The organism is Geofilum rubicundum JCM 15548, from assembly GCF_000974365.1.
In the GTDB taxonomy this organism is placed as follows: Bacteria; Bacteroidota; Bacteroidia; order Bacteroidales; family Marinilabiliaceae; genus Geofilum; species Geofilum rubicundum.
This window is the reverse complement of sequence record NZ_BAZW01000001.1, coordinates 1-24,067: the sequence shown is the minus strand read 5'-3', so window position 1 is coordinate 24,067 and position 24,067 is coordinate 1. Positions and strand designations below refer to the sequence as shown.

General features: G+C 47.4%; 24 protein-coding genes and 1 pseudogene. 8 read left to right on the top strand and 17 right to left on the bottom strand.

Annotated features, from left to right (window positions below):
- Positions 1-42 precede the first annotated feature (42 nt).
- Positions 43-1,269, top strand: a complete 1,227-nt coding sequence (locus JCM15548_RS00115) for an alanine dehydrogenase (RefSeq protein WP_062121877.1) — start codon at positions 43-45, stop codon at positions 1,267-1,269.
- On the opposite strand, the gene JCM15548_RS00110 is transcribed toward JCM15548_RS00115, so the two are convergent.
- From JCM15548_RS00110 to JCM15548_RS00080, 7 genes and pseudogenes are all read right to left on the bottom strand, one after another.
- Complete coding sequence (locus JCM15548_RS00110) at positions 1,266-1,502, bottom strand: NifU family protein (RefSeq protein ID WP_227625260.1); 237 nt, start codon at positions 1,500-1,502, stop codon at positions 1,266-1,268. The two genes, JCM15548_RS00115 and JCM15548_RS00110, sit on opposite strands and share 4 nt — an antisense overlap.
- Before the next feature lie 13 nt (positions 1,503-1,515).
- A complete protein-coding gene (locus JCM15548_RS00105) occupies positions 1,516-2,661 on the bottom strand; it encodes an Mrp/NBP35 family ATP-binding protein (protein ID WP_227625259.1) in 1,146 nt (381 codons plus the stop codon).
- Between the two features lie 54 nt (positions 2,662-2,715).
- Positions 2,716-3,090, bottom strand: a complete 375-nt coding sequence (locus tag JCM15548_RS00100; RefSeq protein ID WP_062121874.1) for an MGMT family protein — start codon at positions 3,088-3,090, stop codon at positions 2,716-2,718.
- Positions 3,056-3,838, bottom strand: a complete 783-nt coding sequence (gene trmB, locus JCM15548_RS00095) for a tRNA (guanosine(46)-N7)-methyltransferase TrmB (protein ID WP_062121871.1) — start codon at positions 3,836-3,838, stop codon at positions 3,056-3,058. The genes JCM15548_RS00100 and trmB overlap by 35 nt, the downstream gene beginning before the upstream one ends.
- 93 nt (positions 3,839-3,931) lie before the next feature.
- Positions 3,932-4,365 (bottom strand): annotated as a pseudogene (locus tag JCM15548_RS00090) (gliding motility lipoprotein GldH).
- A 28-nt stretch (positions 4,366-4,393) separates the two neighbouring features.
- A complete protein-coding gene (locus tag JCM15548_RS00085; protein WP_062121865.1) occupies positions 4,394-5,536 on the bottom strand; it encodes a PSP1 domain-containing protein in 1,143 nt (380 codons plus the stop codon).
- A 77-nt stretch (positions 5,537-5,613) separates the two neighbouring features.
- Positions 5,614-6,732: a DNA polymerase III subunit gene (locus tag JCM15548_RS00080; RefSeq protein WP_062121862.1), complete on the bottom strand. Its 1,119-nt coding sequence runs from the start codon at positions 6,730-6,732 to the stop codon at positions 5,614-5,616.
- Positions 6,733-6,854: 122 nt separating this feature from the next.
- Between JCM15548_RS00080 and JCM15548_RS00075 the strand changes: the two genes are divergently transcribed.
- The 5 genes from JCM15548_RS00075 (at position 6,855) to JCM15548_RS00060 (ending at position 9,301) form a co-directional block, all read left to right on the top strand.
- A complete protein-coding gene (locus JCM15548_RS00075; protein ID WP_062121860.1) occupies positions 6,855-7,634 on the top strand; it encodes a radical SAM protein in 780 nt (259 codons plus the stop codon).
- A gap of 8 nt (positions 7,635-7,642) precedes the next feature.
- Positions 7,643-8,197, top strand: a complete 555-nt coding sequence (locus JCM15548_RS00070; protein ID WP_062121857.1) for a hypothetical protein — start codon at positions 7,643-7,645, stop codon at positions 8,195-8,197.
- A complete protein-coding gene (locus JCM15548_RS22355) occupies positions 8,113-8,382 on the top strand; it encodes a hypothetical protein (RefSeq protein ID WP_227625319.1) in 270 nt (89 codons plus the stop codon). The genes JCM15548_RS00070 and JCM15548_RS22355 overlap by 85 nt, the downstream gene beginning before the upstream one ends.
- Positions 8,379-8,747 carry a glycosyltransferase gene (locus JCM15548_RS00065; RefSeq protein ID WP_227625304.1) on the top strand — a complete coding sequence of 123 codons (369 nt, stop codon included), beginning with the start codon at positions 8,379-8,381 and terminating at the stop codon, positions 8,745-8,747. The genes JCM15548_RS22355 and JCM15548_RS00065 overlap by 4 nt, the downstream gene beginning before the upstream one ends.
- Before the next feature lie 230 nt (positions 8,748-8,977).
- A complete protein-coding gene (locus tag JCM15548_RS00060) occupies positions 8,978-9,301 on the top strand; it encodes a hypothetical protein (protein ID WP_157482267.1) in 324 nt (107 codons plus the stop codon).
- A 22-nt stretch (positions 9,302-9,323) separates the two neighbouring features.
- Here JCM15548_RS00060 and JCM15548_RS00055 read toward each other — a convergent pair whose 3' ends face one another.
- From JCM15548_RS00055 to JCM15548_RS00045, 4 genes are read right to left on the bottom strand one after another with little or no spacing between them, the layout of a single operon-like run.
- On the bottom strand, positions 9,324-10,103 hold the full coding sequence (locus JCM15548_RS00055; protein WP_062121847.1) for a CHAD domain-containing protein: 780 nt from the start codon (positions 10,101-10,103) through the stop codon (positions 9,324-9,326).
- A 9-nt stretch (positions 10,104-10,112) separates the two neighbouring features.
- Positions 10,113-10,769, bottom strand: coding sequence for a DUF3108 domain-containing protein (locus JCM15548_RS00050; RefSeq protein WP_227625258.1), 657 nt, complete (start codon positions 10,767-10,769; stop codon positions 10,113-10,115).
- The gene (locus JCM15548_RS22350) at positions 10,763-10,933 is read right to left on the bottom strand and encodes a hypothetical protein (protein WP_227625257.1); all 171 of its coding nucleotides are present in this window, start codon (positions 10,931-10,933) and stop codon (positions 10,763-10,765) included. Before JCM15548_RS22350 ends, JCM15548_RS00050 begins: the two co-directional genes overlap by 7 nt.
- Before the next feature lie 33 nt (positions 10,934-10,966).
- Positions 10,967-12,823 carry an Ig-like domain-containing protein gene (locus tag JCM15548_RS00045; protein WP_227625256.1) on the bottom strand — a complete coding sequence of 619 codons (1,857 nt, stop codon included), beginning with the start codon at positions 12,821-12,823 and terminating at the stop codon, positions 10,967-10,969.
- A 187-nt stretch (positions 12,824-13,010) separates the two neighbouring features.
- Between JCM15548_RS00045 and JCM15548_RS00040 the strand changes: the two genes are divergently transcribed.
- Positions 13,011-13,904 carry a DUF8429 coiled-coil domain-containing protein gene (locus JCM15548_RS00040; protein ID WP_062121845.1) on the top strand — a complete coding sequence of 298 codons (894 nt, stop codon included), beginning with the start codon at positions 13,011-13,013 and terminating at the stop codon, positions 13,902-13,904.
- A 3-nt stretch (positions 13,905-13,907) separates the two neighbouring features.
- Here JCM15548_RS00040 and metA read toward each other — a convergent pair whose 3' ends face one another.
- From metA to rnr, 3 genes are all read right to left on the bottom strand, one after another.
- Complete coding sequence (gene metA, locus JCM15548_RS00035) at positions 13,908-14,822, bottom strand: homoserine O-acetyltransferase MetA (RefSeq protein WP_062121842.1); 915 nt, start codon at positions 14,820-14,822, stop codon at positions 13,908-13,910.
- Positions 14,823-14,834: 12 nt separating this feature from the next.
- On the bottom strand, positions 14,835-15,443 hold the full coding sequence (locus tag JCM15548_RS00030; RefSeq protein WP_062121840.1) for a TetR/AcrR family transcriptional regulator: 609 nt from the start codon (positions 15,441-15,443) through the stop codon (positions 14,835-14,837).
- 76 nt (positions 15,444-15,519) lie between these two features.
- The gene (rnr, locus tag JCM15548_RS00025) at positions 15,520-17,688 is read right to left on the bottom strand and encodes a ribonuclease R (RefSeq protein WP_062121837.1); all 2,169 of its coding nucleotides are present in this window, start codon (positions 17,686-17,688) and stop codon (positions 15,520-15,522) included.
- Positions 17,689-17,860: 172 nt separating this feature from the next.
- On the opposite strand from rnr, the gene JCM15548_RS00020 reads away from it, so the two are divergent.
- Positions 17,861-19,120, top strand: a complete 1,260-nt coding sequence (locus JCM15548_RS00020) for a phosphoglycerate kinase (RefSeq protein ID WP_062121834.1) — start codon at positions 17,861-17,863, stop codon at positions 19,118-19,120.
- A gap of 135 nt (positions 19,121-19,255) precedes the next feature.
- On the opposite strand, the gene JCM15548_RS00015 is transcribed toward JCM15548_RS00020, so the two are convergent.
- The 3 genes from JCM15548_RS00015 to JCM15548_RS00005 all read right to left on the bottom strand — a co-directional run bounded on the left by JCM15548_RS00015 (position 19,256) and on the right by JCM15548_RS00005 (position 23,907).
- Entirely contained in the window at positions 19,256-20,749 is a 1,494-nt protein-coding gene (locus JCM15548_RS00015; RefSeq protein WP_062121830.1) for a DUF4296 domain-containing protein, read from the bottom strand.
- A gap of 59 nt (positions 20,750-20,808) precedes the next feature.
- Positions 20,809-22,203, bottom strand: coding sequence for a sugar transferase (locus JCM15548_RS00010; protein ID WP_062121827.1), 1,395 nt, complete (start codon positions 22,201-22,203; stop codon positions 20,809-20,811).
- A gap of 96 nt (positions 22,204-22,299) precedes the next feature.
- Positions 22,300-23,907, bottom strand: coding sequence for a capsule assembly Wzi family protein (locus JCM15548_RS00005; RefSeq protein WP_162198149.1), 1,608 nt, complete (start codon positions 23,905-23,907; stop codon positions 22,300-22,302).
- Between the last annotated feature and the right edge of the window lie 160 nt (positions 23,908-24,067).

Here is a 24,067-nt window from a genome sequence, read left to right as displayed (position 1 = left end):
TGAAAAAACAGCGCATATCTCTTTAATGAAACGCATACCATCATGACCGATATTGAGAAACGGGCCTCCTATTTTGCCATCCGACAATCACAAATAATTCCACGCGAAGAAATGCTGGAAACCGGCAGAAGGCAACGCTCTTTGACTGTGGGACTGCCTGCTGAATCCGGACAATCGGAAAATCGTGTGGCGCTGACACCCCAGGGAGTTGAACTGCTCGTTGACAATGGTCACAAAGTGATTATGGAAACCGGCGCCGGAAATGCTGCCAACTATTTTGACAAAGACTTTTCTGAAGCCGGCGCCACCATCGCCAAAAGCAAAGAAGAAGTCTACAAAAGTGAAATCATTCTTAAAATATCCCCGCCACAGAGTGAAGAAATTGCCTTGATGTCGCCCAACCAACTGCTGCTGTCTTTTCTGCATTTACCGGGACAGAGCAGAGAACGCATTTCTGAAATGATGAATAAGCGCATCAATGCCATTGCCTACGAATTCCTGAGAGACGAAGCGGGCTGCTACCCGGTCATTCGCAGCATGAGCGAAATAGAAGGTTATGCGGCCATTACCATAGCCTCCGAATATCTGAGTAAGGCCCACGGCGGCAAGGGTGTCCTTTTGGGAGGAATCACGGGCGTTTCACCGGCTGAAGTGGTCATTATAGGCGCCGGAACGGCTGGGGAATTTGCCACCCGGGCGGCACTCGGCTTGGGCTGTCAGGTCAAGATCTTTGATAATTCCTACAAAAATCTGAAAGAGCTGGAAAGAAATGTGGGACAGCGACTGTTTACTTCCATTCTGCATCCGCGGGTCCTGACCAAAGCTTTGAAATCGGCCGATGCCGTGGTCGCCAGTTTGCGGTATTTCGACAGTGACCCGGGATTTTATATCACCAGCGACCAGGTGGACCAAATGAAACCGGGTTCCGTCATTGTGGATTTAAGCGTCGGTAATGGTGGCTGCTTCGAAAGCAGTCAATCCGGCTACAATCCGGAACATCCCTACATCAACAAAAGAGGCGTTGTACACTATTCGGTGCCCAATGTGGCCTCCCGCGTGGCCCGAACCGCCTCCATCGCTCTCAGTAATATTTTTGCACCTGTGGTATTGCGCATGGCGGACGCCGGAGGCATCCATCAGCTCATCAAGGAAGATATGGGGGTCAGTAACGGCACCTATATTTACAAAGGCATCCTGACCAATAATTATATCGGCAGCCACTTCGGCATGCCTTTTAAAGACATCGGTTTATTGCTGGCCGCCTTTTAAACAGCGACCACCTCTTTGATAATGGGAACTTTGGTTTTAATGACCATCTCCACCCCGTTCTTCAAGGTCTGCATACTCATGGGGCAGCCATCGCAGGCACCCTGCAAGCGAACCTTTACCACCATGTCGTCCGTCAGTTCCACAATGGAAATATCCCCGCCATCTGCCTGAAGGTAGGGACGAATCCCCTCCAGGGCTATTTTCACCTCTTCTAATATTTCGTTCTTTTCCATACACCCAATCCGGTTATTTCTTGGTTATCTGAACAATTTTTGTTGGAGGCAACTGACTGTTTCGCTTCTCCACAGCTTCCACAACAGCTTCAGCCAATTGCGAGAATGCCATACCTGTAATGGTATCCGGCTGCAAGGCCGAAGGTAGCCCTTCATCTCCCCCTTCACGAATACTCTGCACAATAGGAATTTGTCCCAAAAGCGGAACATTCAGTGATTCGGCCAAACGCTTGCAACCACCCTCACCAAAAATATAGTATTTATTGTCCGGCAATTCAGCAGGGGTAAACCAGGCCATGTTTTCGACCAATCCCAGAACCGGCACATCGATTTGTTTCCCCTGAAACATGCTGATACCTTTGCGGGCGTCGGCCAAGGCCACTTCCTGAGGTGTACTCACTACCACCGCACCAGTCAGCGCCAGTGTTTGTACAATCGTCAGGTGAATATCACTGGTACCGGGCGGCATATCAATCATCAGATAATCCAGATCTCCCCACAGGGCATCACCAATCAACTGCTTCAAAGCATTGGTGGCCATGGCTCCCCGCCACACCAGCGCATCCTCTGGATTCACAAAATATCCTATACTCAGTAACTTAACCCCATATTTTTCTACCGGAATAATCCGATCCTTACCATCCACCTTCTCGAGCATGGGACGAGCGTCTTCCGTACCAAACATTTTAGGCATGGAGGGCCCAAAAATATCGGCATCCAATAAGCCCACCTTAAAGCCCTGTAGCGCCAGGGCCACCGCCAAATTACTGGTGACCGTTGATTTGCCGACACCACCCTTTCCGGAGGCCACGGCCACCACATTTTTAACTCCCGACAATAAGGGTTCTTCCTTTTTCACCTGTCGGGGTTTTACTTTGACGTAAATATTACCCCTTATCTCAACACCATCGCCTATATATGTTTCAATGGCCTGCACACAAGCTTTTTTTATGGGGGCCACCAAAGGGTCATTGGCCCTGTCAAACAGGAGTGAAAAACTAATACGCTTTCCTTCAATGCGAATATCATCGGCCACCATGCCCAGTGTTACAATATCCTGACCTTGCCGGGATGCACCACGTGCTTTAAAGTGTCCAGTACCAATTGTGGATAAAAACTCATCGTTAATTTTATTTAAACTCTTTAAACTTAAGAACAAAAGTAAAAAAAATATATCACATCCCGATCTTCAAATATCATTAATCTTTCGTCCTCAAATATCGGTCTGGGACAATTCGCTGGCGGGATTCCAGAAATGGCGATCGAAGTCAAGTAGCTGGTTGTCTTGGACGTTTAGCCCCTCGGCCTCCAGCAACTCCTTCATGGTATTTTCCCCGGGGAAAAAGTGTTTGCCCGATAAAACCCCTATGCGGTTCACCACGCGGTGCGCAGGCACAAATTCCTGAAGCGTGTGGCATTTATTGAGCGCCCAGCCCACCATGCGCGCAGCACCCGGTGAACCAATATAAGCCGCAATGGCACCGTAGGAAGTCACCCTGCCATAAGGAATCAGTCGTGTCACGGCGTAAACCCGCTCAAAAAACGAAAAGTCGTCAGACGTTGAGGTTGGGGGGTGCTTTCTGGTCATTTTCATAGAGTTTTACACTGCGTCCGGCATTGTGATAGATATCATGCGGGATATCCACTTCCGGCTCCGCCAATGGTTTTTTATGATCCAGCAGAAAACTCAGATACTTGATGGGAATCTGATGGGCCATAAAGCGCTCCTCGTAATAAGTTCTAATGGACAAAAGAGGATCCTCAAAATCACTGTGGTACAAATCCGAAAAATCATTCACCATGGAAAGCTGGTTGTGCAGGACCATTGTTCGCGTATAGGTATAGAGGAAACGACTATCGGTCTTTAAATGAACGGTACCGCCCGGTTTTAAAAACCGGGCATACATCTCCATGAAGCGACAGGATGTCAGACGTTTCCGCGTTTTATTCATTTGCGGATCGGGAAAAGTCAGCCAAATCTCATCCACCTCGCCAGGGCCAAAAAAGGATTCAATCAACTCAATGCGGGTACGAATAAAAGCCGCATTCTTAAGGCCTTCATTAACGGCCTGTTGAGCCCCGGCATGCATCCGGGCGCCCTTAATATCAATGCCAATAAAATTTTTATCCGGAAATTGTCTGGCCAGACCAACCGTATATTCGCCTTTACCACAGCCCAATTCTAAAACAATGGGACGCCCGTTGCCAAAAAAGGAGTCAGACCACTTTCCCTTTAAATGATAATCCTTTCTAAACACCTCATCAAATGCCGCCTGAATCACATTTGGAAAGGTATCCATTTCCGCAAATTTCTCTAATTTATTCTTCTTTCCCACAACACCATCTTCTTAATTAATGCCTGTATGCCCAGTCATGATTCTTCCGTCTTTTGTAAGAAGGCGTTCAACACAAGGCGCTCCTACCAAATACTAATGAGCGTTTTGCATCCAAAACTCTACCGAAACAATCTCCGGCAACACCTCCCGTCGCATGCCGTGCGAAATCTCAAACCGATAGCTGCCCGGCTGCGACAGTTTAACGGCGTGCTGATACATGGCCGACACTTCGTACAAATCCCCTCTCTTTTTCCCAGCCATCGACCGTCGGTCTCCGACAGGAAAAACTCCAGGGTATCTTTGACCAAAACACCTTTGTCACCTTCCATATCCACAAAAAGCCAAATATTGCTGTAAGGATAGTCATCGCTATGACGAAAGGTCATACCAACATCCAACACCTGTGAGGTGTCGGATATCTCTACCTGAAAAACGGCCTTCTGGTCCTTATGCCAACCCTGCTCTCCCAACTCAAACACCTCGTCAAAAACGACAGAGGATTGACAGGAAAAGGTAAAGACGGCCATCACCAGGAGTGCCGGTAAAACTTGAAATTTAGCCTTTCTTTTCATTACTTCTGGGTGGTTTGTTGGGACGGCGACCCTTTTTGCGCTTCTTATTGCTTCTGTTGGTTTTTTCATCAAAACGGGTAATACTTTCCTGACCAATGACATTTTCATATCCAATTTCCTTGGATGGCGCAACCACCGGCACCTCATCATCCATCTTTTTGACCTTCCGACCCTGCTTGTTCATCACAATAATCTCCTTCACCTTATCCACTGTCAGGGTGACCACATTTCCGGCATTTTCACGACCGGCACTGTACCACATCAAACGCTTAAACACATCTGTTTTAAAATGATAATAAGTCCCGTCTTCGGTTTCCAGCGGAATAGCTGTATTGGGAAAGTCCTGCTGCGCATCCAGATAGGCATCCAGTTCGTAATTCAGACAGCACTTCAGTTTACCACACTGTCCTGCCAACTTTTGCGGATTCAAAGAAATCTCCTGGTAACGGGCGGCGTTGGTGGTCACCGACTTGAAATTGGTCAACCATGTAGAGCAACACAGTTCACGTCCGCAAGGACCGATACCCCCAATCCGGCCAGCCTCTTGACGGGCACCGATTTGACGCATCTCAATACGTACCTTAAAACGTTCGGCCAAGACTTTTATGAGCTCCCTGAAATCGACCCTTTCATCAGCAATGTAATAAAAAATAGCCTTCGTCCGGTCGCCCTGATACTCCACATCGCCAATCTTCATATTCAAACCTAAATCCCAGGCCATCCTGCGCGATTCCAGCATGGTTTCCTTTTCCAGACCTTTGGCTTCCTCCCATTTTTCTATATCAGCCGGCTTGGCTTTGCGATAAACGCGCTTAAATTCATAATTACCGGGCGATACATTGTTCTTTTTCATCTGTAACAACACCAAATCTCCGGTAAGCGTCACAATGCCAATATCGTGACCCGGGGAGGCTTCTACCGCCACGACATCCCGCTTATTCAACTTTCCCTGACTGGTGTTCTTATAAAACCCTTTACGTGTATTTTTAAATTGTACTTCAACGATGTCATTGCCATCCGTCATATCCGGCAAATCACTCAACCAATCAAAAACTTCTAATTTACCGCAGCGGTCTCCGCATGTGTCGCACTTACTCTGCTTGTGCTCTGCTATATCTTGTTCCATTACCTAACTATTTAGCGGACTTGAAAAGGTCCGGATTTATATTGAATTTCCGTATCCCGGAAACTTAAATTCCTGCCTTAGGTGTTAAACATCGGCACCATCTTGATGGCCATGTCGAACAGTATAATACGTGCGTTCCCATTTTGTTCAATGTGCGCGTAAGCCAATTGTAGCTCACCCACCATGGGCTCCACGTTTTTTTCGGTGATAAAGGCGGAAAACTTTTGCACAAAAGACTCTTCCAAAGGGGTTAAAAACACCAGATCGGGTTGCCTGAAATTGTACATATAACTCTCGCGCAGCATGCCCACCGAATAGTCGATAAAAGCTTTCATTTTATCGCGCGACAGGGGTGCTACCATATCCACCCATTTCTGGATTTCGAAAATTTTACGGGAATAGGTGGAACGCATCAATAAGCCAAAAAGGTCGAAGAAACCCGATTGGTCCCTGGTGGCATCCAAATTCCCAACCGCCTTCACATAATTCCCCCTGGCGAGTCGCGCTGCCACTCTGGCCTCTGCTTCGGGCACTGTGAAACGCGCACTTAAGGCACGGGTCAGGTCCTCCGTATCAATGGGTGGGACACTGAGTTGCTGCGACCTGGACAATATGGTGGCCAACAAAGTTTGGGGATTTTCCGACACCAATAAAAAGACCGTGTTGGCTGGTGGCTCCTCCAAAATCTTTAATAATTTATTGGCACCGGTATCGTTCATGCGCTCCGGCAACCAGATGATCATCACCTTGTACTTTCCCTCATAATTCTTCATGGAGAGCTTCCGAAGAATTTCCGGGCTTTCATCGGCATAAATCATCCCGGCTTTCTTTCCACCTGAGATATGCTCAAACCATTGGCCGGCACTGAAATATTTTTGCTCCAGCAAAAATAAACGCCACTCTTTAATGCGGTCATCACTGACCGCCCGGTTGCCTTCCTTGACGACCGGAAACACAAAATGAATATCGGGATGCACCAATTTGGCCGCTTTCACACAAGAACTGCAAATACCACAAGCATCTGTCTCCCCCGGATTCAGGCAATTCAGATATTGCGCATAGGCCAAAGCCAGTAGCAGACTACCGGTACCCTCACCACCAGCCAATAATTGGGCGTGACTAACACGCCCTTCTCTAACGGTGCGAACCAAATGTTCTTTTACGCTTTGTTGCCCTGCAATATCACTAAAAAGCATCCCTAATTGTTTTTGTTCTGTCAAAGATAAGAAAAACGTTGTAATCAAACATGCATCTTTAAAGGAAGGTATAACACTTCCATTTACCAAAATACTTTTAACTTTGAAACAAAAAAACAGGCATGCCCACCTTTTTATTTGACGAAATTATTTTTGGCCCGGTCAGCAGCCGCCGACTGGGTATTTCCTTAGGCATTAATCTGCTTCCCACCAATCGCAAAGTCTGTTCCTTTGACTGCATTTACTGTGAGTGCGGATTCAATCCGGGAAAAGGCGCACCTGCACCCCTCCTGCCCACCCGCCCGGAAGTCCGTGATCACCTGGAAGCCAAGCTGCAGGAAATGTCGGCCAAACAACAACTGCCCGATGTCATTACCTTTGCCGGTAATGGTGAACCAACCCTGCATCCCCACTTTCCGGGCATCATTGACGACACGCTTCAGCTGCGCGACCGCTTTTGTCCAAAGGCCCGGGTGGCTGTTTTATCAAACGCCACACGCCTGCACTCACCCGCCGTTTTTGACGCCCTACTCAAAGTGGATGACAACATCCAGAAGCTCGATTCGGGCATTGAAGCCACCATTCGTGTGCTGGACCAGCCACAGGGTCACTTTGATCTGGCCGAAACGGTTGAGCACCTTCAAAGGTTCAAGGGACAGGTAAGCATCCAAACCTTATTTGTCAGTGGCTACTATCAAGGTAACCCGGTAGACAACAGCAGCGATGAAGAGGTGGGCGCATGGCTGCAACTCATCCGGAAAATATCCCCCAAAGAAGTCATGATATACACCATTGCCAGAGAAACCCCCATTGACACACTGATTAAAACGCCCGCAAAAAGACTCCATGAAATTGCTGAGCAGGTCCAGGCCATCGGCATTCAGACGCAAGTCTCTGAATAACAACACCTATGAAAACCAACCAAACCATCCTGATATGCCCCCTCAATTGGGGACTGGGACATGCCACACGAGACATCCCCATCATTCGTCGCCTGCAAACCATGGGGTTTAAGGTGGTGGTAGCCACCCAGTCGCCCCTCAAGGAGCTGATCAATGAAGCGGTACCGGGCCTCTCTTTTGACGATTTTCCGGGTCCTAAGGTCACCTACACCAAATCCGCTTACCTCATCCCCAAACTAATCCGTCAATTACCGCTCTGGTTCAAATGGCTTAACAAAGAAAGAAACATCACCCAACAGCTGGTGCAAAAGCACCGGCCGGTGGCCATCCTATCCGACAACCGCTATGGCGCGCGTCACCCCGAAGTACGTAGCATCCTGATAACCCACCAGTTGATGGTCAAACTCCCGGGGGCCTTAAAGTGGGCCGAGGGACTGGGACATCGCTTCATTCTTCGTCTGATAAAACCCTTTGATGAATGCTGCTACCGGATTTTGACCGGGCCAACTCGCTGGCAGGTGATCTGGTCCATCGCTACCCCTTGCCCCCCAACGGTCGGTTAGTCGGTCCCCTCTCCAGATTTATGGATCCCTCGGCCCCCATAGCGGATACCCCCATCCACTACGCGTGCCTGTCCCTCTTGTCGGGTCCGGAACCACAAAAGACCATCCTCAAAGATCTACTGACCCAAAAACTGGCGCCCTACCCCTTCAAAAGCTCCTTGTTACCGGAGACCCGGATCTCCTGATAAAACACAAACTGCCGAAAGAACAAAACCTCACCATTATTCCCCATCTCAATCAAGGTAAGCTCAGCCAGCTGCTTCTTCAGACCCCGGTCATTATTACCCGTTCAGGATACAGCACGCTGATGGACCTCTACTTCCTGAATAAAAAAGCTTTGCTGGTGCCGACACCCGGACAAACAGAACAGGGCTACCTGGCCATTTTCCACCAAAAGACACATGCCTTTGTTCCCCAGCACAAACTATTAAACCTGGAATGGGAAAAAACGGCAACTCGGCTGTCCGGTCCCATCTCTGAAAACCTTCCGGACAACCCTTTGCTTCAGGTGGCACTGGACACACTCACAAGCGATCCGCTATCCTACTAATCCTCCCGGATAAAATCCTACTTTTATGTAACCAATCCAATCCGCTTTCGTATCAGTTTCATATAATACGGAAAGCCATGTTGATTTGGATTTTATCAATTTTATTATTAGCCGCCACGTCATGCTTCTGGTTTTGCAGGCAACTATTTCCTGCCATCATCAGAAAAAAAGCACATGGCACCTTGCATGCTGTTATTTTTCCTGAAGGAGAAGCGCAAAAGCAAGCCGTTATGAAAACATTCCATGGATTCACCAAAGAGCGGTTTTCGGACGATCAAATCATGGACTATTTCATGAAAATAAAAGGCTTACAAAACTTAAGCATCAGTTCAAAAACCGATTTTTGGGTAAAAAAATATCTGTTAAGTCCCACCAAAATAAAACTGAATTATTTTGAGCAGGTGAAATTTTATGAGCTTTTCATGAATTTTCCGCCAAAGGTAGAGGCAGGAGCGTCCGACATCGGAATAAAAACCAGGACGCCCAATAACGGGCAAGAGAACCCCTTCCATAAATCACAACCAAAATCATTCCTCAGGCAGGAGCTCGCCTGAAAAGGTTCCCAGGAACGGCCGTTTAAGGCATATTGAAATCATTGGCCAAAAGACAGATATCCGCTTCCGTCCGAAGCATGGTTTCTGTCTTTTCGCTGATAAAAGACGACCAAAGATCATTCCGCTTGCTCCCCGCTTGCAAGGCATATTTGTCCATCCATTTGTTCAGCACAAAAAGATCGTGCCAAAGACCCAATAGCTGTTCCATCTCCCGGTAACGAAAAAAGCCTTCGTCCAGTGTCAACGGTTCACCCACAGCATCCGCCATCTGAATGAGATGTGCACAGGCCTTAAAATAACGCCGGGCCTCATGCCATGCCTCACCGGCCTTATTTTTTCGAATCCATTCACAAGCCCTTCTGCCATGCCAAAGAATGACTGTTTCCAAATGCTTGCCATCACCATCGTAATGTTCCTCCAAAAAGGCTTTAAAGGCGGCAAAAAACTGCTTGTCGCTTAATAGTTTGATGGTGCCGGCCAATTGGTCGTGCTTGAATCTTTTTTCCTGAAGCCGATCGTAGAGATACTGCTTAAAACCTTCAGGTGCCGGAGTGGTAAAGGTGCTCAACAGATCCAGAATCACCTGTACATTCCTCACCTTTCCCCCTGTTTTGTAGACCGGTTGAATAAAATCCCAAATAAGCGGATCAGAAACAAGTAACTTAAGTGCACTCAGCTTTTTAACCGAGACCCGAAACTGATGAATGTACTCCGCTTCATCGCTCACCAGCGACCATTTGAAATGCTCAAGAAACAATTGATATTGTTCCTTGGCCACTTGTAATATCTGGTCTCTTCTCATGGCCCAAAACTATTTTATTTCTGAGGCAAAAGGACTTAGCAGACCCTCGGCCTCTACAAATACGGCTTTTACAGACCCAATTAAAATTTTAGCCTCTACCACAATCGGCACCCTGTTTTGATCATCGGTCACCCATACCGTCATATCCTCTCCCGCTTCGAAAATGGTTCCCTTTACCAGTAGCGGGGAAAACTTCAGACAATTAAATTGTCGTCCATCCCTCGTGAGGGCCACCTCTTTGCCCAGATAGCGAATATGCAAGTGATGAATTTCACCATCCACGACCATCACAATGGGTATTTTATCATCCACCTGATATTTGGAAAAATCAATGTTACGGGCCTGGTAAATCATGGTAAGAATATCAAACGTACAATCGGGCCAGGGCAAAACAGCATGTTTCACCGGCCCTCCTTCTTTACTGATTCTGGACCGGATGGTGCGGTTGTGGTTGTTAAAAACATAGTGGTGGGTGGACGAATAGGACCCCTCATTGGTAATACGTTTGAATTCAAAGGGTCTTAAACTTTCTTTGTCGACATAGGTTTCAAAAGTGTCCCTCACCATAAACAGACGGTCGTACCCTCTGTGGGTGACACCGACACTTTTCAAAAGATAGGCCGATTGATCTCTCCACTCAGCAGATTCTACCGAAAATGTTACCACCCCGCATTTAGCCAAATAAATCCCCAATTGTAAAAAGCATTATAGGTCACCTGTTCTCCATCCCCAAAAGCAGTGTTAACACTGGTACACTGAGCGCGCGCATCAACCACAGACACAAATAGAATCAGCACCAGCCATAGGCTCTTAATCTGTTTTAACAACATTGAAATACCATATTAACGTTAATACAACCACCTTTAACGTCGCCCGCCACCCTCCGGTTTGGTTCTCATACGGGTAACAAAGTCATAGACGCTAAAAGTTTGCGGATCCCAGGGCACGACATGATCCCAATTGGCTCTGATATTAATTTCATCCGGGTAATAAAAAAGATTTTCCGGTTGCCTTGCTTTTTCCAGATTTCCGGTATCCCATTGCCCGTTGGAATTTTTATCTTCCACAATTCTTACATAATATTTTCCCGGCTTCAGGTAGCGAAATCCAATCTTTCCATTGCCGGGGACAGAAGCACTGCGGACAATGCGTTCCTGTCCATCTAATACCTGAACCAGCCAGTTGTCCTTTGGTTCATGAATATTCAAATAAAATATGCCATAGCTGTCCTCCGGCTTAACATCCACCGTCTGCTTCAGAGGACGATTCACCCATCCATAAACATCGGTAAAGGCGGCTGAATCAATTTCCACCACATAGGTTTCATTCGGCGCTCTGTCAAAATCGAAAACGTAGCGCCGAATCCGCACACTGTCCTGGACCAAATCAAACTCGATGGATTCCGGAATGGTATCCACCATCTGAAACAGTCGGATGGCTTCCCTGTTGTAAGCCGATATTGGCGTAGGGAAGGTCAAGGACAATTCTTCCAAAATTTCAAGACTGCCTTTCAGGCCCTCTATCTGCAAAGAAGGAAGCACGGCTACCACCTCCTCTTCACCGCGCCGACGGCCCCGACTCTCCACTTCATGGGTATCAAAAAAGTAAGCATTCAACGTGTCTGTCTCCCAACCCATTTCTTTGAGTGAATCGAGCACAGGATACCTGATCTGCATCAACAAAGAGTCACTTTTAATCACTGCCGAATCGGTCAGCCAAAGCGTGACACTGTCATGCTGCATCGACTGTTCATAGACCAACCAGTTGTCCACCGCCTGGTCCACCAAGCGCACTTCCATGGCTTGTAAAAGGGGGCGACTAAAACTAAAGTCCACCCGATTGCGGGAGGGGCGCTGGTTATCTACCAGGTACTGCTCCACATTGTCCTCCTTGAACATAAATAGCTGCAGACTGTCGGGTAAAAAGGCCTGCTCCTTCACAACAACGGCCGAATCAGCAGAGACCGAATCTACCCTTTCATGAAAGCCGACATAGGGCGAAACCAACTCCGTCCGCCAGGCAATGCGCTCTCCCGGCTGGTCATACTTAAAATCTCGGTTGGCATCCTCCAAAGCAAATAGCCGGTATTCGCCCGGAGCCAGATTTTGAATCGAGAATCGCCCGTTGGTATTGGTTCGCGTCACGCGAATGGGCACTTGTTTGCGAAAGGCAGAATCGGCCAGATTGGTATGGACCATCACCAGGGCATCTGCCACAGGCGCTAAATCAGACGCGTTAAACAAATGACCGGAAATGGCCAGACTATCAATATACTCCCCCGTGGAAAATGAAAAAGTGAAATTCTCCAAAATATTACCTTCGTTATTATCCCGGATGGCATCGGCAAAATCGAGCGTATAAGTAGCGTTGGCTTGCAAATCTTCCTGAAAACGCACCAAAAGGGTTTTCCCCCTGGCCGTCACCACGGGTGCTTCATTCACAGGCGGGGAAACCATTAACTTCTGAAAGATATCTGTCAATTGAATGATTTCATCAAACTCAATCCGGATCTCCTCACCCAAAAAACTCAGTGCCCCCTGATTTGGCGTTGAACTCACCATCTCCGGGGGTGTCTCATCCCGGGGACCACCCGTTGGGTATCCGGTGCTGGCACACCCACCAAAAACACCCGACAGGATACCCAGCAAAAACAGGGCCCCCAAAAAACTCAGCATCTTTGGACTGACCGCCATGGAAAAAAACTTCATTTTATATTTCATAGAAAACACTTAAAAACATCCGCACTTGGACAAAGTTATAAACTTTCTCCATTTTTAACCGCTATGCAACATCAGTGCCAGACTAATTTATTGGCAAATATTAGCATTATGGCCTACTTTCTGTCTTTGAGAATTGCCATATGCGTAAAAAGCCCTAATTTTACGCGAATAATAATCAATCAATTTTATGGAAACGCCAGAAAATAATAAACCCACCAATAATAAAAAGCTCTATATGGCGCTGGGCGCCATAGGACTTATTCTCCTGGTGGTCAGCATTCTTTTTTTCGTACAAAACAAGGAAATGACCTCCATCGTGGAGAATTTGAATGAAGAAAAGACCATTCTTACCGAGGAGTATCAAAATCTGATGGTCAACTATGATTCCCTTTACAGCGATAACGACACCCTCAACCTGATGCTTGAGGCCGAACGGGAGCGCATTTCGCAACTGGTAGAAGAAATTAAAACCATCAAGGCTACCAACACCGCAAAAATACGGGAATTTCAAAAGGAACTCACCACCCTCAGGGGCGTACTGCGCAATTACATTGTGCAGATAGACTCTCTCAACCAGCGCAATATGGAGTTAACGGAGGAGAATCTGGAGCACCGCAGACGTTACACACAAATAGCTAGTTCTTACAGGGAATTAGAGGAAGTCAAGTCCAACCTCGAAGAGAAAGTCACCATTGCCAGTCGACTGGATGTGACCAATATGATGGCGGAGGGACTCACGCCCAGTGGTCGAAAAACAGAAAGAAGCGGCCGGATCGGAAAAATACGGGTCTGTTTCACCCTGCTCAAAAACGTGACCTCACCCGTTGGCATGAAAGAATTCTTTTTGCGGATTGAGCGACCGGATGGGCAGTTGCTGATGCATTCAAGGGACAACACCTTTGAACATGAAGGCTCTGACATCAATTACTCCGCCACGCGTTCGGTGGAATATGGCGGTGAAGAACTGGATGTATGTCTGTTCTACGATGCAGATGCAGGCGAACTCATCAGCGGGGAGTATATCGCAGATGTATTCGCAGATGGGTTTCACCTCAAATCCTTGCGCTTCACCTTACGTTAGCAGCTATAATTCACCTAAAGTATAGGGGGTCGACTGGTAAACGTAATAGTTCAACCAGTTGGAGTAAAGCAGGTGGGCATGACTTCGCCAGGTAACCGTCGGAGGGTTTTCCGGATTGTTATCGGGGTAGTAATTGTCCGGCACCCCTATTTCCATACCTTTATTAACATCGCGCCAATACTCTTCTCCCAACGTGTTTTGGTCATACTCTGGATGCCCCGTTACAAATATTTGCCGACGGTCTTCAGACACCGCCAGAAAAGCACCTGCCTCGACGGATTCACTCAACAGGATCAACCCGGAGTGCTTATTAATCTCAGGCACGCGCACTTCCGTATAGCGGGAATGGGGAGCAAAAAAACGATCGTCAAATCCACGTAAGAGCGGCTCGGTGGGTATCAGCACATTGTGCTCAAACACACCAAACACCTTTTTACTCAACTCATACTTTTTAATGCCGAAATGGTAATACATACCAGCCTGAGCGCCCCAGCATATATGAAAGGTGGAGGTCACATGGGTCTTACTCCATTCCATTATTTCGCATAGCTCCGACCAGTAGGTCACCTGCTCAAAATCCAATAACTCAATGGGTGCGCCTGTGATAATCAAGCCATCGAAATATCGATCCTTCACCTCTTTAAAAGTATTATAAAAAGCCACCAAATGCTCCTCCGGCGTATTTCGATGAGAATGCATGGAAGTCATCAAAAGCTCGACCTCCACCTGCAGTGGAGAGTTGGATAACACCCGTAAAAGATGCGACTCGGTCACAATTTTTAAGGGCATGAGATTCAAAATAAGAATGCGCAGCGGCCGTATGTCCTGCGATATGGCACGACTCTCGCCCATCACAAAAACATTCTCAGCCTCCAGCAAGGCCTTTGCAGGAAGTGTATCAGGAATATTTACCGGCATATCAACAATTCATTAACGCTTCATTACGCCATAAAAGAGAATGTTCAGAATATTATCGAGCTGAAGAGACAGGTCTTCAGCATTGGCAGACCCCCTGAAAAGGGGAATTTCCAGACCACGAAGTGCCGTAACAATCCCAATGGCCCCCAACCTGGTGTTTTTTACATGAAAAACATGGGTGGCAACCCCTTCATCCAGGATCGTTTTAAGAAGCCCCTCTTCCAGCTCGTCGCCCTTTTGTTTATAAGACCCCAGAAAATCATAGCCCCCATACAGATCTTCCTTGAGAACTTTTTGATAATTCTCCAGTTGGCCGATGGTCTCCATTCGGATGGTTACATAATTGCGCAACTTTTGAGCAGCATCCCCGCCGGTTTTAACCACCTCCTGAAGCTTACTGTGCAACAATTCCGACTCCAGCTCAATAACGGCCTGAAAAATCTCTTCCTTATTCTTAAAATAGTAATAAAGGGAACTTTTTCCTTTTCGCAAAGCCATGGCAATGTCCTCCATTGTGGTTTTTTTGTAACCAAAACGGGCAAAAAGATCACGGGATGCATCCAATATAGCAGTGCGATTGGCGTCCTGTGAAGGCGTAAGTGAACTATTTTCGAGACTCATACATATTGTTTTTATTTCTTATAACAGACAAAAATAAAAAATGTTTCTCATTGCCCTGCAATTAGACCCGCATAAATTAACGCATCCAGGCATCATCATCGTCTCCTGCCAGCACAAAATCAAGCTGTCTTCGCTCAAGGTTGGCTCTGGCAACCTTTATCTTAAGTGCATCTCCCAGCTGAAAACGCTTGTGCGTTTTCTTGCCTGTCAAACAGTAATTATCTTCATCAAACTGGTAGAAATCATCGTCCAGCTCCCGCATGGGCACCATGCCTTCACACTTGTTTTCTATCAACTCAATGTACAGGCCCCACTCACTCACGCCCGAAATAACCCCTTCAAACACTTCGCCTTCGCGCTCCTTTAAAAACTCGACCTGCTTGTATTTGATGGAGGCCCGTTCGGCATCGGCGGCGCGTTGCTCCATGTCCGAACTGTGTTCACACATTTCCTCGTATTTATCGGCGGGGGCCGACTTACCACCATCCAAATAGTGTTGCAAAAGTCGGTGAACCATCATATCCGGGTAACGACGAATGGGAGAGGTAAAATGGCTGTAATGCTTAAAAGCCAGACCGTAATGACCAATGTTATGCGTTGAATAAACCGCCTTGGCCATGGTACGAATCGCCAACGTCTCCACAATGTTCTGTTCCTTTTTGCCCTGCACGTCGTGCAGCAGGCGGTTCAGGGCCTGACTAATACTTTCTTTGCCTTGCGGTTGGGCTTCCAGACCAAATTTGCGCACAAAGTTACTGAAGGTCTCTAACTTATCCGGATTGGGTTCATCATGAATCCGGTAGATAAAGGTTTTTGGCTCGTTCCGCTTGTTCTTTTCTAACTGATTCAGGCCGATTAGCTCAGCCACACGTTTATTGGCCAGTAACATAAACTCCTCAATCAGCTTATTGGCATCCTTGGATTCCTTGAAGAAAACGCCCAAAGGTTTGCCATTTTCATCAATATCGAATTTGACCTCTATGCGTTCAAAACTAATGGCGCCCTTTTTGAAGCGCGCGTTGCGAAGATTTTTGGCCATGGCATTCATCAGCTTTAATTCTTCGGCCAGCTCTCCCTCGCCCGACTCCAAAATGGCCTGGGCATCTTCGTAGGCAAATCTTTTGTCAGAGTTGATGACGGTACGCCCCACCCAGGAATCCTTAATCTGACCATCACCGCTGATTTGAAAAACCACTGAAAAACAAAGTTTGTCCTCATTGGGGCGCAGCGAACATAAGAAATTACTCAAGCGCTCCGGCAACATAGGCACCACCCGGTCCACCAAATAAACAGAGGTCGCCCGTTCGTACCCTTCCTTTTCAATGATCGAGTCCGGGTCCACATAATAGGTAACATCCGCAATGTGCACGCCCACCTCCCAAAGATCATCGCCCAACTTTTGAATGGACAGGGCATCATCGAAATCTTTGGCATCCGCCGGATCAATGGTAAAAGTCGTGACGCCTCTGAAGTCTTTCCGCCTTGCAATCTCCTCCTGAGGAATCGCTTCCGGAATTTTTTCTGCAGCTGCTACGACCTCCTCAGGATAGACATAAGGCAGATTGAACTCCGCCAGAATGGCGTGCATCTCGGCATTATTATCGCCCAGATTGCCCAACACATCCACAATCTCACCCACGGGATTTTTGGCTTTGGCGGGCCACTCCACAATTCGGGCCACCGCCTTTTGTCCGTTCTTAGCCCCTTTGAGCTTATCTTTGGGTATAAAAATATCATTATTGATGACCTTGTTATCGGCCACCAGAAAAGCAAAATTGGCGCTCACATCCAGAATTCCCACAAACAACTCTCGTTTCCGCTTGATGATCTCCACCACTTCACCTTCCCCCTGCCGCCTTCTTTTCCGGGCGAACTGCAGCACCTTAACCCTGTCTCCGTGCAGGGCGGTGTTCAGATTCTCCTGAGCGACAAAAACATCATCGCCGCCATCGTCCGGCACAATATAGGCCGCACCGGAGGCGGTCATATCCACTTTGCCGGTAATGTATGAGCCGCCCCTCGACAGCAGTTTGAATCTGCCCGATGAGACTTCACTCAACACACCGCTTTCCATCAATTCATATAACAATACTTCCACCAATTGACGTCCGCTTTTTTTGGTCACATCAATCATGGAAGCAATCTGCTTGTAATTATAGGTTTTCTTCGGATTGTTTGAAAAAACATCCTGAATCATTGTCAACATTTCAGACCGCTTTGGTCGTTTTCCTTCTTTTTGCGTCATACTATTTCTATTTAAACCAGGGTTCTAACCAAAGATAACAAAATTACCACAGGCATTTGGCAATTTACAATTAAAAAGGTTTTTTAGCAGGCTTACCCCCTGTTTTATTTAGTTCCACCGCATAAAATTTGTATCTTTACGCTTCAAATAAAACACTATAAACTACAATAATATGTCAAAAATCGAAGGCTACAATTTTGCCGGCAAAAAAGCCATTGTTCGTGTGGACTTTAACGTGCCACTCAACGACAAATTTGAAATCACAGACGACACCCGCATCCGTGCGGCCATGCCCACCATCCAAAAGATTCTTAAGGATGGCGGTTCTGCTATTATCATGTCGCACCTGGGACGTCCCAAAGGGAAAGTCAATCCCGACTTTTCATTGAAACACATCCAGACTCACCTGGCCAAGACCATTGGCACAGAGGTGATCTTCGCCGGCGACTGTGTAGGCGAAGCGGTAAAAGCCAAAGCTGAATCTCTGAAACCCGGTCAGGTGTTATTACTGGAAAACCTTCGTTTCTATCTGGAAGAAGAGGGCAAACCCAAATTGGCAGATAACGCTTCTGATGAAGAAAAGAAGGCGGCCAAAGCTGAAATGAAAGAAAAACAAAAAGCATTTTCCCAGTCACTGGCTGATTTGGCCGACGTGTATGTGAACGATGCTTTTGGTACGGCCCACCGTGCCCATGCCTCTACAGCCATCATTGCGGACTATTTTGATGCGGACAGTAAAATGTTCGGCTTTCTGATTGAAAGTGAAGTCAACAGTCTCGACAAAGTAGTGAAGGCGCCTAAGCGTCCTTTCACCGCCATTATGGGTGGAGCCAAAGTATCCTCAAAAATTACCATCATCGAGAACCTGCTCGACTCAGTGGACAATCTGATTTTGGGCGGTGGCATGACTTTCACCTTCCTGAAAGCACGCGGCGGACAAATTGGTAGTTCTCTTTGCGAGGATGAGTACCTGGAACTGGCCAAAGACCTGGAGAAAAAAGCAGCTGAAAAAGGGGTGACCCTCTACATGGCCACCGATGTCGTAGCGGGTGACAAATTCAGCAACGATGCCAATACGCAGGTTTGTGCGGCCGACAATATTCCAGACGGATGGTTGGGACTGGATGCCGGACCGGAGTCGATTAAGACTTTCCAGGAAGTGATTGAAAACTCAGCCACCATCCTTTGGAATGGTCCTGTGGGTGTTTTTGAAATGGAAAAATTTGCTGCCGGCTCTAAAGCCGTTGGTCAGGCCATTGTCACAGCCACTGAAAAAGGTGCCTTCTCACTTATTGGCGGAGGTGACTCTGTAGCTTGTGTGAACCAATTTGGTTTTGCCGATGGTGTGAGCTACATCTCGACAGCCGGTGGTGCATTGCTGGAGTACCTTGAAGGCAAAGACCTGCCGGGTATCAAAGCCATCCGTGGCTAATTCGTCTTTATAAGAAAAGGCCTAAGACGGTCCCGTAAAACCGGGACAGAGGGCTATTCTCGTTTTTGAAACCGTCATTCACGAAAATAGCATCAAAAACAACTTTAAGAGGGATGTCAGCCATGACGTCCCTCTTTATTTTAAGGAAGGGACCGACAGCCACTTTACCTGCAGGTCCTCGGACATGATCATCGTATTCAGATCCAGGTTTTTTATCACCATTAATCCACATTGATTACCGGGCTCAACAAAACCCTTGTCTTTCAAATCAGCCCTTTGATGAGCGGTCCATTCGGCCACCTGAGCAATTATTTCCAGCCAGTTACCGCCCGGCACGCTACGGCAATAGGTTCGGATCCTTTCCAGCAGGGGCGTTTGATAATTGTCCTTGTCTCTAGGTAAAAACGGCCAGGCATCCACCACGTATTCCAGGGGCTTTACAAAAAAAGGAGGTGGATAAAGCAGTGGATCGGTGGAGATATGACCCAAATACAGGGTACCCAAAGCAAAATGACGATTGAGTACTCTTTGTGAATAGACAAGAGACGGATCCATGAACCCCACATCCACCAATCCCGCCATCAGCAGTCCGCCATGCAGCTGCATGCCTGGTCGCTCCTTCAGGCCCTCCGGATGCAGTTCCACCGACAAGACCCTGCCATCATCCGACATCTCCACCACGGGCCAGGGGCCCAAAGTGCCATCTTTCTGCAACAGATAATGGGCCGTAAACAAACGGGAATGTGCCATGTCAAATCTGGTTTTCAGTGGCTTACCGAACCTCTCGGGAGCAAGTAAAATCACGGAATCCTTTCCCCCTGCTTCCGGTTTTTGGGTGCTTAAGGTATCAACGAGCACCTGAATGCGAATGGCACTGATTTCAACAGAAGCAGCATTCAAAGAATCCCTCAACAATAAGTAGCCGTCGATATATTTGGGCGCTGTATCTTGTTTGAGCGCTAAAAACAACTCCTCTGTCTGCTTTTGAAATGAATGATCGATCCATTGATACACCGTATCAGCCACACTGTCATTGTAAAAAGCAGATAACATCATGCGCGGTGAACGACTTTGATCCTTCCGCATAAACTGATAATCCGCACTCATTTTAAGCTCACCGGTCAATGCCAGCGTGTCCACCTCAATTCTAAAGGGATGGCCATTCACCACACTATCTTCAGGCGTTAAGCTAATGGTCGTGGAGTCCTGCCAGAGGTTTTGCAATTTCTCTTCAAGGGCCCGTCTTTCCGCCTCCGCCCGCAACTCTTTCTCCCGCTCATTTTGCATGCGTACGTCCGCATCCAATTGACTTAAGCGTTCAATCACCTTACTGTAAACGTCCTGGTATAATTCCGGGTGTTCCACATACCATTTCCTGATGGTGTCAAATTCAGCCGGGGTTAAACCGTGCTTCTCAAGCACAAATTTATAATTACCGGGAATTTCTTTGCTTCTGGATCCGGTATGCCCCGGCAAATAAGTGATGGTACTTTCCACCACATGGATATCTGCCAGAATGGTGGCCATCTCGTCGGGCTCCGGAAAGCCATCCGGCAACCGGTACCGACCGCATGCCGGTGCTACCAGAACGGCTATCACAAATACGATACTTACAAATTTCCTTTTCAAATTATTTATTTATCAGAAATGACAACAAAATCCGTACCTGATTGGCCCGCATCGATCCATTAACGGCCATCCCCTCTTAACATGGTTCTGATGGTTTTCAAAAAGAGCACAAAATCGAGTTTAAGCGACCAGTTGTCAATGTACTCCAAATCCATTTTCATCCACTCTTCAAAGGGAATGTCATTGCGGCCTGAGACTTGCCAGATGCAGGTAATTCCGGGCTTCATGGACAGGCGACGCAATTGCCAGCGCTCATATACGCGGACTTCATCCGGAAGTGGCGGACGCGGTCCCACCACCGACATTTCCCCCATCAGCACATTGAAGAACTGGGGCAACTCATCCAGACTGGTTTTTCGCAGAAAGCGACCGACTCTGGTGATTCTTGGATCATCCGCGATCTTAAAAACCGGCCCATCCATTTCATTCCTTTCCAACAATTGCTGTCTGAGTTCCTCCGCATTGACGACCATGGTCCGGAATTTCAGCACCTGAAACCGCCTGCCCCGCAAACCGACGCGTTTCTGACTAAAAAACACAGGCCCTTTGGAATCCAGCTTAATGGCCAAAGCAATGCCTAAAAACACGGGCGACAAGCCTATCAAAACCAGACCCGAAAACACAGCATCAAAAAAATGCTTGGCTTTCAGTGCCAGATAGTTCATTGGTGTATTCGAGATGGTCAGCAAAGGAGTTGTGCCGAAATAATGCATGTGGGTCTTGTTGGCCAACATATTAAAGAAAGGGGAATACATGCGAAAAACCACACCGACTTCAGAGCAAATCTGGACCAGAGACTCCAGTTGATGGGGGTTGATATCTTCTTTACAAATAATAATTTCATCAACGGTTTTATCCCGCAGTAATTGTTCGATATCCGTATTCGCAGGCAGCAAAGGCGCCACATCTGCACAATCCTTCTCCAGTGCAGCATCACCTATCACGGCGGTAATGCGGTACCCCCATTCCGGGTGCTTAACCAACTGCCGGACAAAGGCATTGGCGGTATGATCGCCAATGATGACCATATTCAGATAATTGAGACCCTTTTTTCTGGCTTTTTTAAGAAATTGATAAACCAGGGTCTTAAAGCTAAAAGTAAAGATGAGATTCAAAACAACAAATACACCAAACAACTGAATCCCCAAGTAGAAAAGATTAAAGGCCCAGGCAGAAATAACCAAAAAGAGGGTACCTACAACAGACAGTCCCAGACAGTTGAAAAGCACCATTGAATAGGGCCTGGACCGGTACATAATATTGGTTCCCAGTCCATTGGACAACAAGGTCCAATAAATAACGATCAGTAACTGAAGGATAACACTATCCTTATGGTGCAATACTGAAATCCTGCCAAACTCAATAAAAAGGGCCAGATTAAAACTAATAATGGCAAGGATTACATCCACCATGGTTAGGACAGTGTTAATCGCCCGCGCTTTCTCCTTAAGCATTTCTGTTCCGTTTAGTGGTACGAAGATAATCTAATGAAAATTCTTTTCCAATGATTTTTCTGACAGGTCTCACTTTAAAAGCTAAACCGCTGAAAATCAAAACAACCAAACCAGACCCAACCGTCCCCCAACAGATTTATTCAACGCTCCCGCATCCAGACCCAAAACCCCCTTCAATTCGAGACTTTGCTCCGTCGGCAACCGCCACCCAAAACCCAAACGGGAATAGAACTGACTCCGTCCTCCCTTAAAGAAATAGTCCGGTGTCTCGTCCCAGGAGTAACGACCTGGATACTGTTGAAAATAGGACCCATAATTCCGGGTAAAAGTCACCATCGCCTGCCACCTTAAACCCGGCACCACTTGTCCGTCAGCCCCCACATGTAGGGCCTTATATCGATCGTTCACAATAAGGTTACGGTCATAATTACCCAAAGAGGCATTTAAGGGGGCCAGCTGATCGGATGTCAAATTGAGCGGTGAACCCATTACCATGCCGTAATGCGTCCATCCGGCCGGATACACCCCGTTGCTCATATAACCATCCCGGCCACCAAAGCGATTCCCGTTATTGAAATGGTCCTGTAAATAATTCGTCACCTCATCCTTGGAATAACTCCCGGGATCAGCCACACCCAAGCGGGTCATCAAGGCCTCCCGGTAGTCGGGATCCTCCAATTGAAAAGAGACGATCAACTGCTGATCTCCATTTTCATGGGTCACCCGGGCATCGGGCATACCGTTGCCCGATTGATGAGCCGTATGAATCCATTCAAGCGTCAAATTGTGAAGAAAACGATGTCCAGAGGGCTTCCAGGATACCCCTACAATCTGGTCCAGATTTCTGGCCAACAGTCGCATGCCCGATCCGTCGGAAAAAGGGGCCTGGTAATAAAAGCGAAACCTTCCCGCCTCACTTTCCAAATAAACCCCAAAATCGAACAACCCCATATGCGCCCCTCCGGCATTGGTGGCATCTCCTCCACCAATTTTTTCTGAGCCCTTGGCCAGAATGGACCGCCAATAATCAATGGGGATTTGGTCCCCCCTGGAATTATATCCTCCCATAAAAGCAGAATGATTTAGTCCGACATAGGGTTTCCATCGTCCGCCATCCCAACGCACATAAGCATATTTCTCGTGCAACAAAACCTCTTTATGAAACTTAGCTGCACCGGCACGCTCATCGTTCAGCCAGCCATGACTCACTTCCCCCTTTATTTCAATTCGATTAAAAAACCCGGGCAAGCTGGTGTAATCCGGAATCCCCACTGTGATCCGATCTACTGGTCGGGCATTATCACCAAACAGATAAGAACCATGTCCCCTGTACCCTTTTTCAAAAACCGGATCAAAAAGGTGGCGCCCCACGCGCAATCCCAAGGCCTGCCAGCGCACATCCAAAGCGTAACTGTGCAGGTAAAAATCGGTCACCGCCCTGTTGTAATTGGCTTCGGCCTTCAGCGACACACTCAGGCGCTCACCAGGGGCATAATGCGCCCCAACGAAGCCCCTGCCCAAAAACTGCGCATCAGCATCCAGGCCCCAACGGCCCTGCTGACGAGCATAGAGCCACAAGGGCAAAAGGTCACCGTCTGCTGCCATGGCCTCTGCCGACACGCCTCCATGGATTTCCATCTTTTGCTGGGCCTGCGCCACTAAACCGACCAGCAGAAACATATAAAGCAAGTGCTTTTTCATCATACAAAAAATCATTTATACTTCGCCTTTCACTTGATCGACCACCAATGGATGGGCCCAATTATTCGGTTAACGGCTTTGAGGCTGTAAAAATACATCCATTTTTTTGATTATGGAAGGGAAGGCGAAGCGGGATGGGTTGATGGGGTGTGAAGGGCGGGGA

What these genes read in the sequence shown, in the direction of transcription:
- JCM15548_RS00080 (WP_062121862.1), bottom strand. Translation starts at nt 6,732, where the DNA reads ATGCTTTTTAGTGATATTGCAGGGCAACAAAGCGTAAAAGAACATTTG.
- JCM15548_RS00030 (WP_062121840.1), bottom strand. Translation starts at nt 15,443, where the DNA reads ATGAGTCTCGAAAATAGTTCACTTACGCCTTCACAGGACGCCAATCGC.
- JCM15548_RS00100 (WP_062121874.1), bottom strand. Translation starts at nt 3,090, where the DNA reads ATGACCAGAAAGCACCCCCCAACCTCAACGTCTGACGACTTTTCGTTT.
- JCM15548_RS00115 (WP_062121877.1), top strand. Translation starts at nt 43, where the DNA reads ATGACCGATATTGAGAAACGGGCCTCCTATTTTGCCATCCGACAATCA.
- JCM15548_RS00010 (WP_062121827.1), bottom strand. Translation starts at nt 22,203, where the DNA reads ATGCTTAAGGAGAAAGCGCGGGCGATTAACACTGTCCTAACCATGGTG.
- JCM15548_RS00005 (WP_162198149.1), bottom strand. Translation starts at nt 23,907, where the DNA reads ATGATGAAAAAGCACTTGCTTTATATGTTTCTGCTGGTCGGTTTAGTG.
- JCM15548_RS00020 (WP_062121834.1), top strand. Translation starts at nt 17,861, where the DNA reads ATGTCAAAAATCGAAGGCTACAATTTTGCCGGCAAAAAAGCCATTGTT.
- JCM15548_RS00085 (WP_062121865.1), bottom strand. Translation starts at nt 5,536, where the DNA reads ATGGAACAAGATATAGCAGAGCACAAGCAGAGTAAGTGCGACACATGC.
- JCM15548_RS00070 (WP_062121857.1), top strand. Translation starts at nt 7,643, where the DNA reads ATGAAAACCAACCAAACCATCCTGATATGCCCCCTCAATTGGGGACTG.
- JCM15548_RS00060 (WP_157482267.1), top strand. Translation starts at nt 8,978, where the DNA reads ATGAAAACATTCCATGGATTCACCAAAGAGCGGTTTTCGGACGATCAA.
- JCM15548_RS00110 (WP_227625260.1), bottom strand. Translation starts at nt 1,502, where the DNA reads ATGGAAAAGAACGAAATATTAGAAGAGGTGAAAATAGCCCTGGAGGGG.
- JCM15548_RS00055 (WP_062121847.1), bottom strand. Translation starts at nt 10,103, where the DNA reads ATGAGAAGAGACCAGATATTACAAGTGGCCAAGGAACAATATCAATTG.
- JCM15548_RS22355 (WP_227625319.1), top strand. Translation starts at nt 8,113, where the DNA reads ATGCTGCTACCGGATTTTGACCGGGCCAACTCGCTGGCAGGTGATCTG.
- JCM15548_RS00045 (WP_227625256.1), bottom strand. Translation starts at nt 12,823, where the DNA reads ATGAAATATAAAATGAAGTTTTTTTCCATGGCGGTCAGTCCAAAGATG.
- metA (WP_062121842.1), bottom strand. Translation starts at nt 14,822, where the DNA reads ATGCCGGTAAATATTCCTGATACACTTCCTGCAAAGGCCTTGCTGGAG.
- JCM15548_RS00075 (WP_062121860.1), top strand. Translation starts at nt 6,855, where the DNA reads ATGCCCACCTTTTTATTTGACGAAATTATTTTTGGCCCGGTCAGCAGC.
- JCM15548_RS00040 (WP_062121845.1), top strand. Translation starts at nt 13,011, where the DNA reads ATGGAAACGCCAGAAAATAATAAACCCACCAATAATAAAAAGCTCTAT.
- JCM15548_RS22350 (WP_227625257.1), bottom strand. Translation starts at nt 10,933, where the DNA reads ATGTTGTTAAAACAGATTAAGAGCCTATGGCTGGTGCTGATTCTATTT.
- rnr (WP_062121837.1), bottom strand. Translation starts at nt 17,688, where the DNA reads ATGACGCAAAAAGAAGGAAAACGACCAAAGCGGTCTGAAATGTTGACA.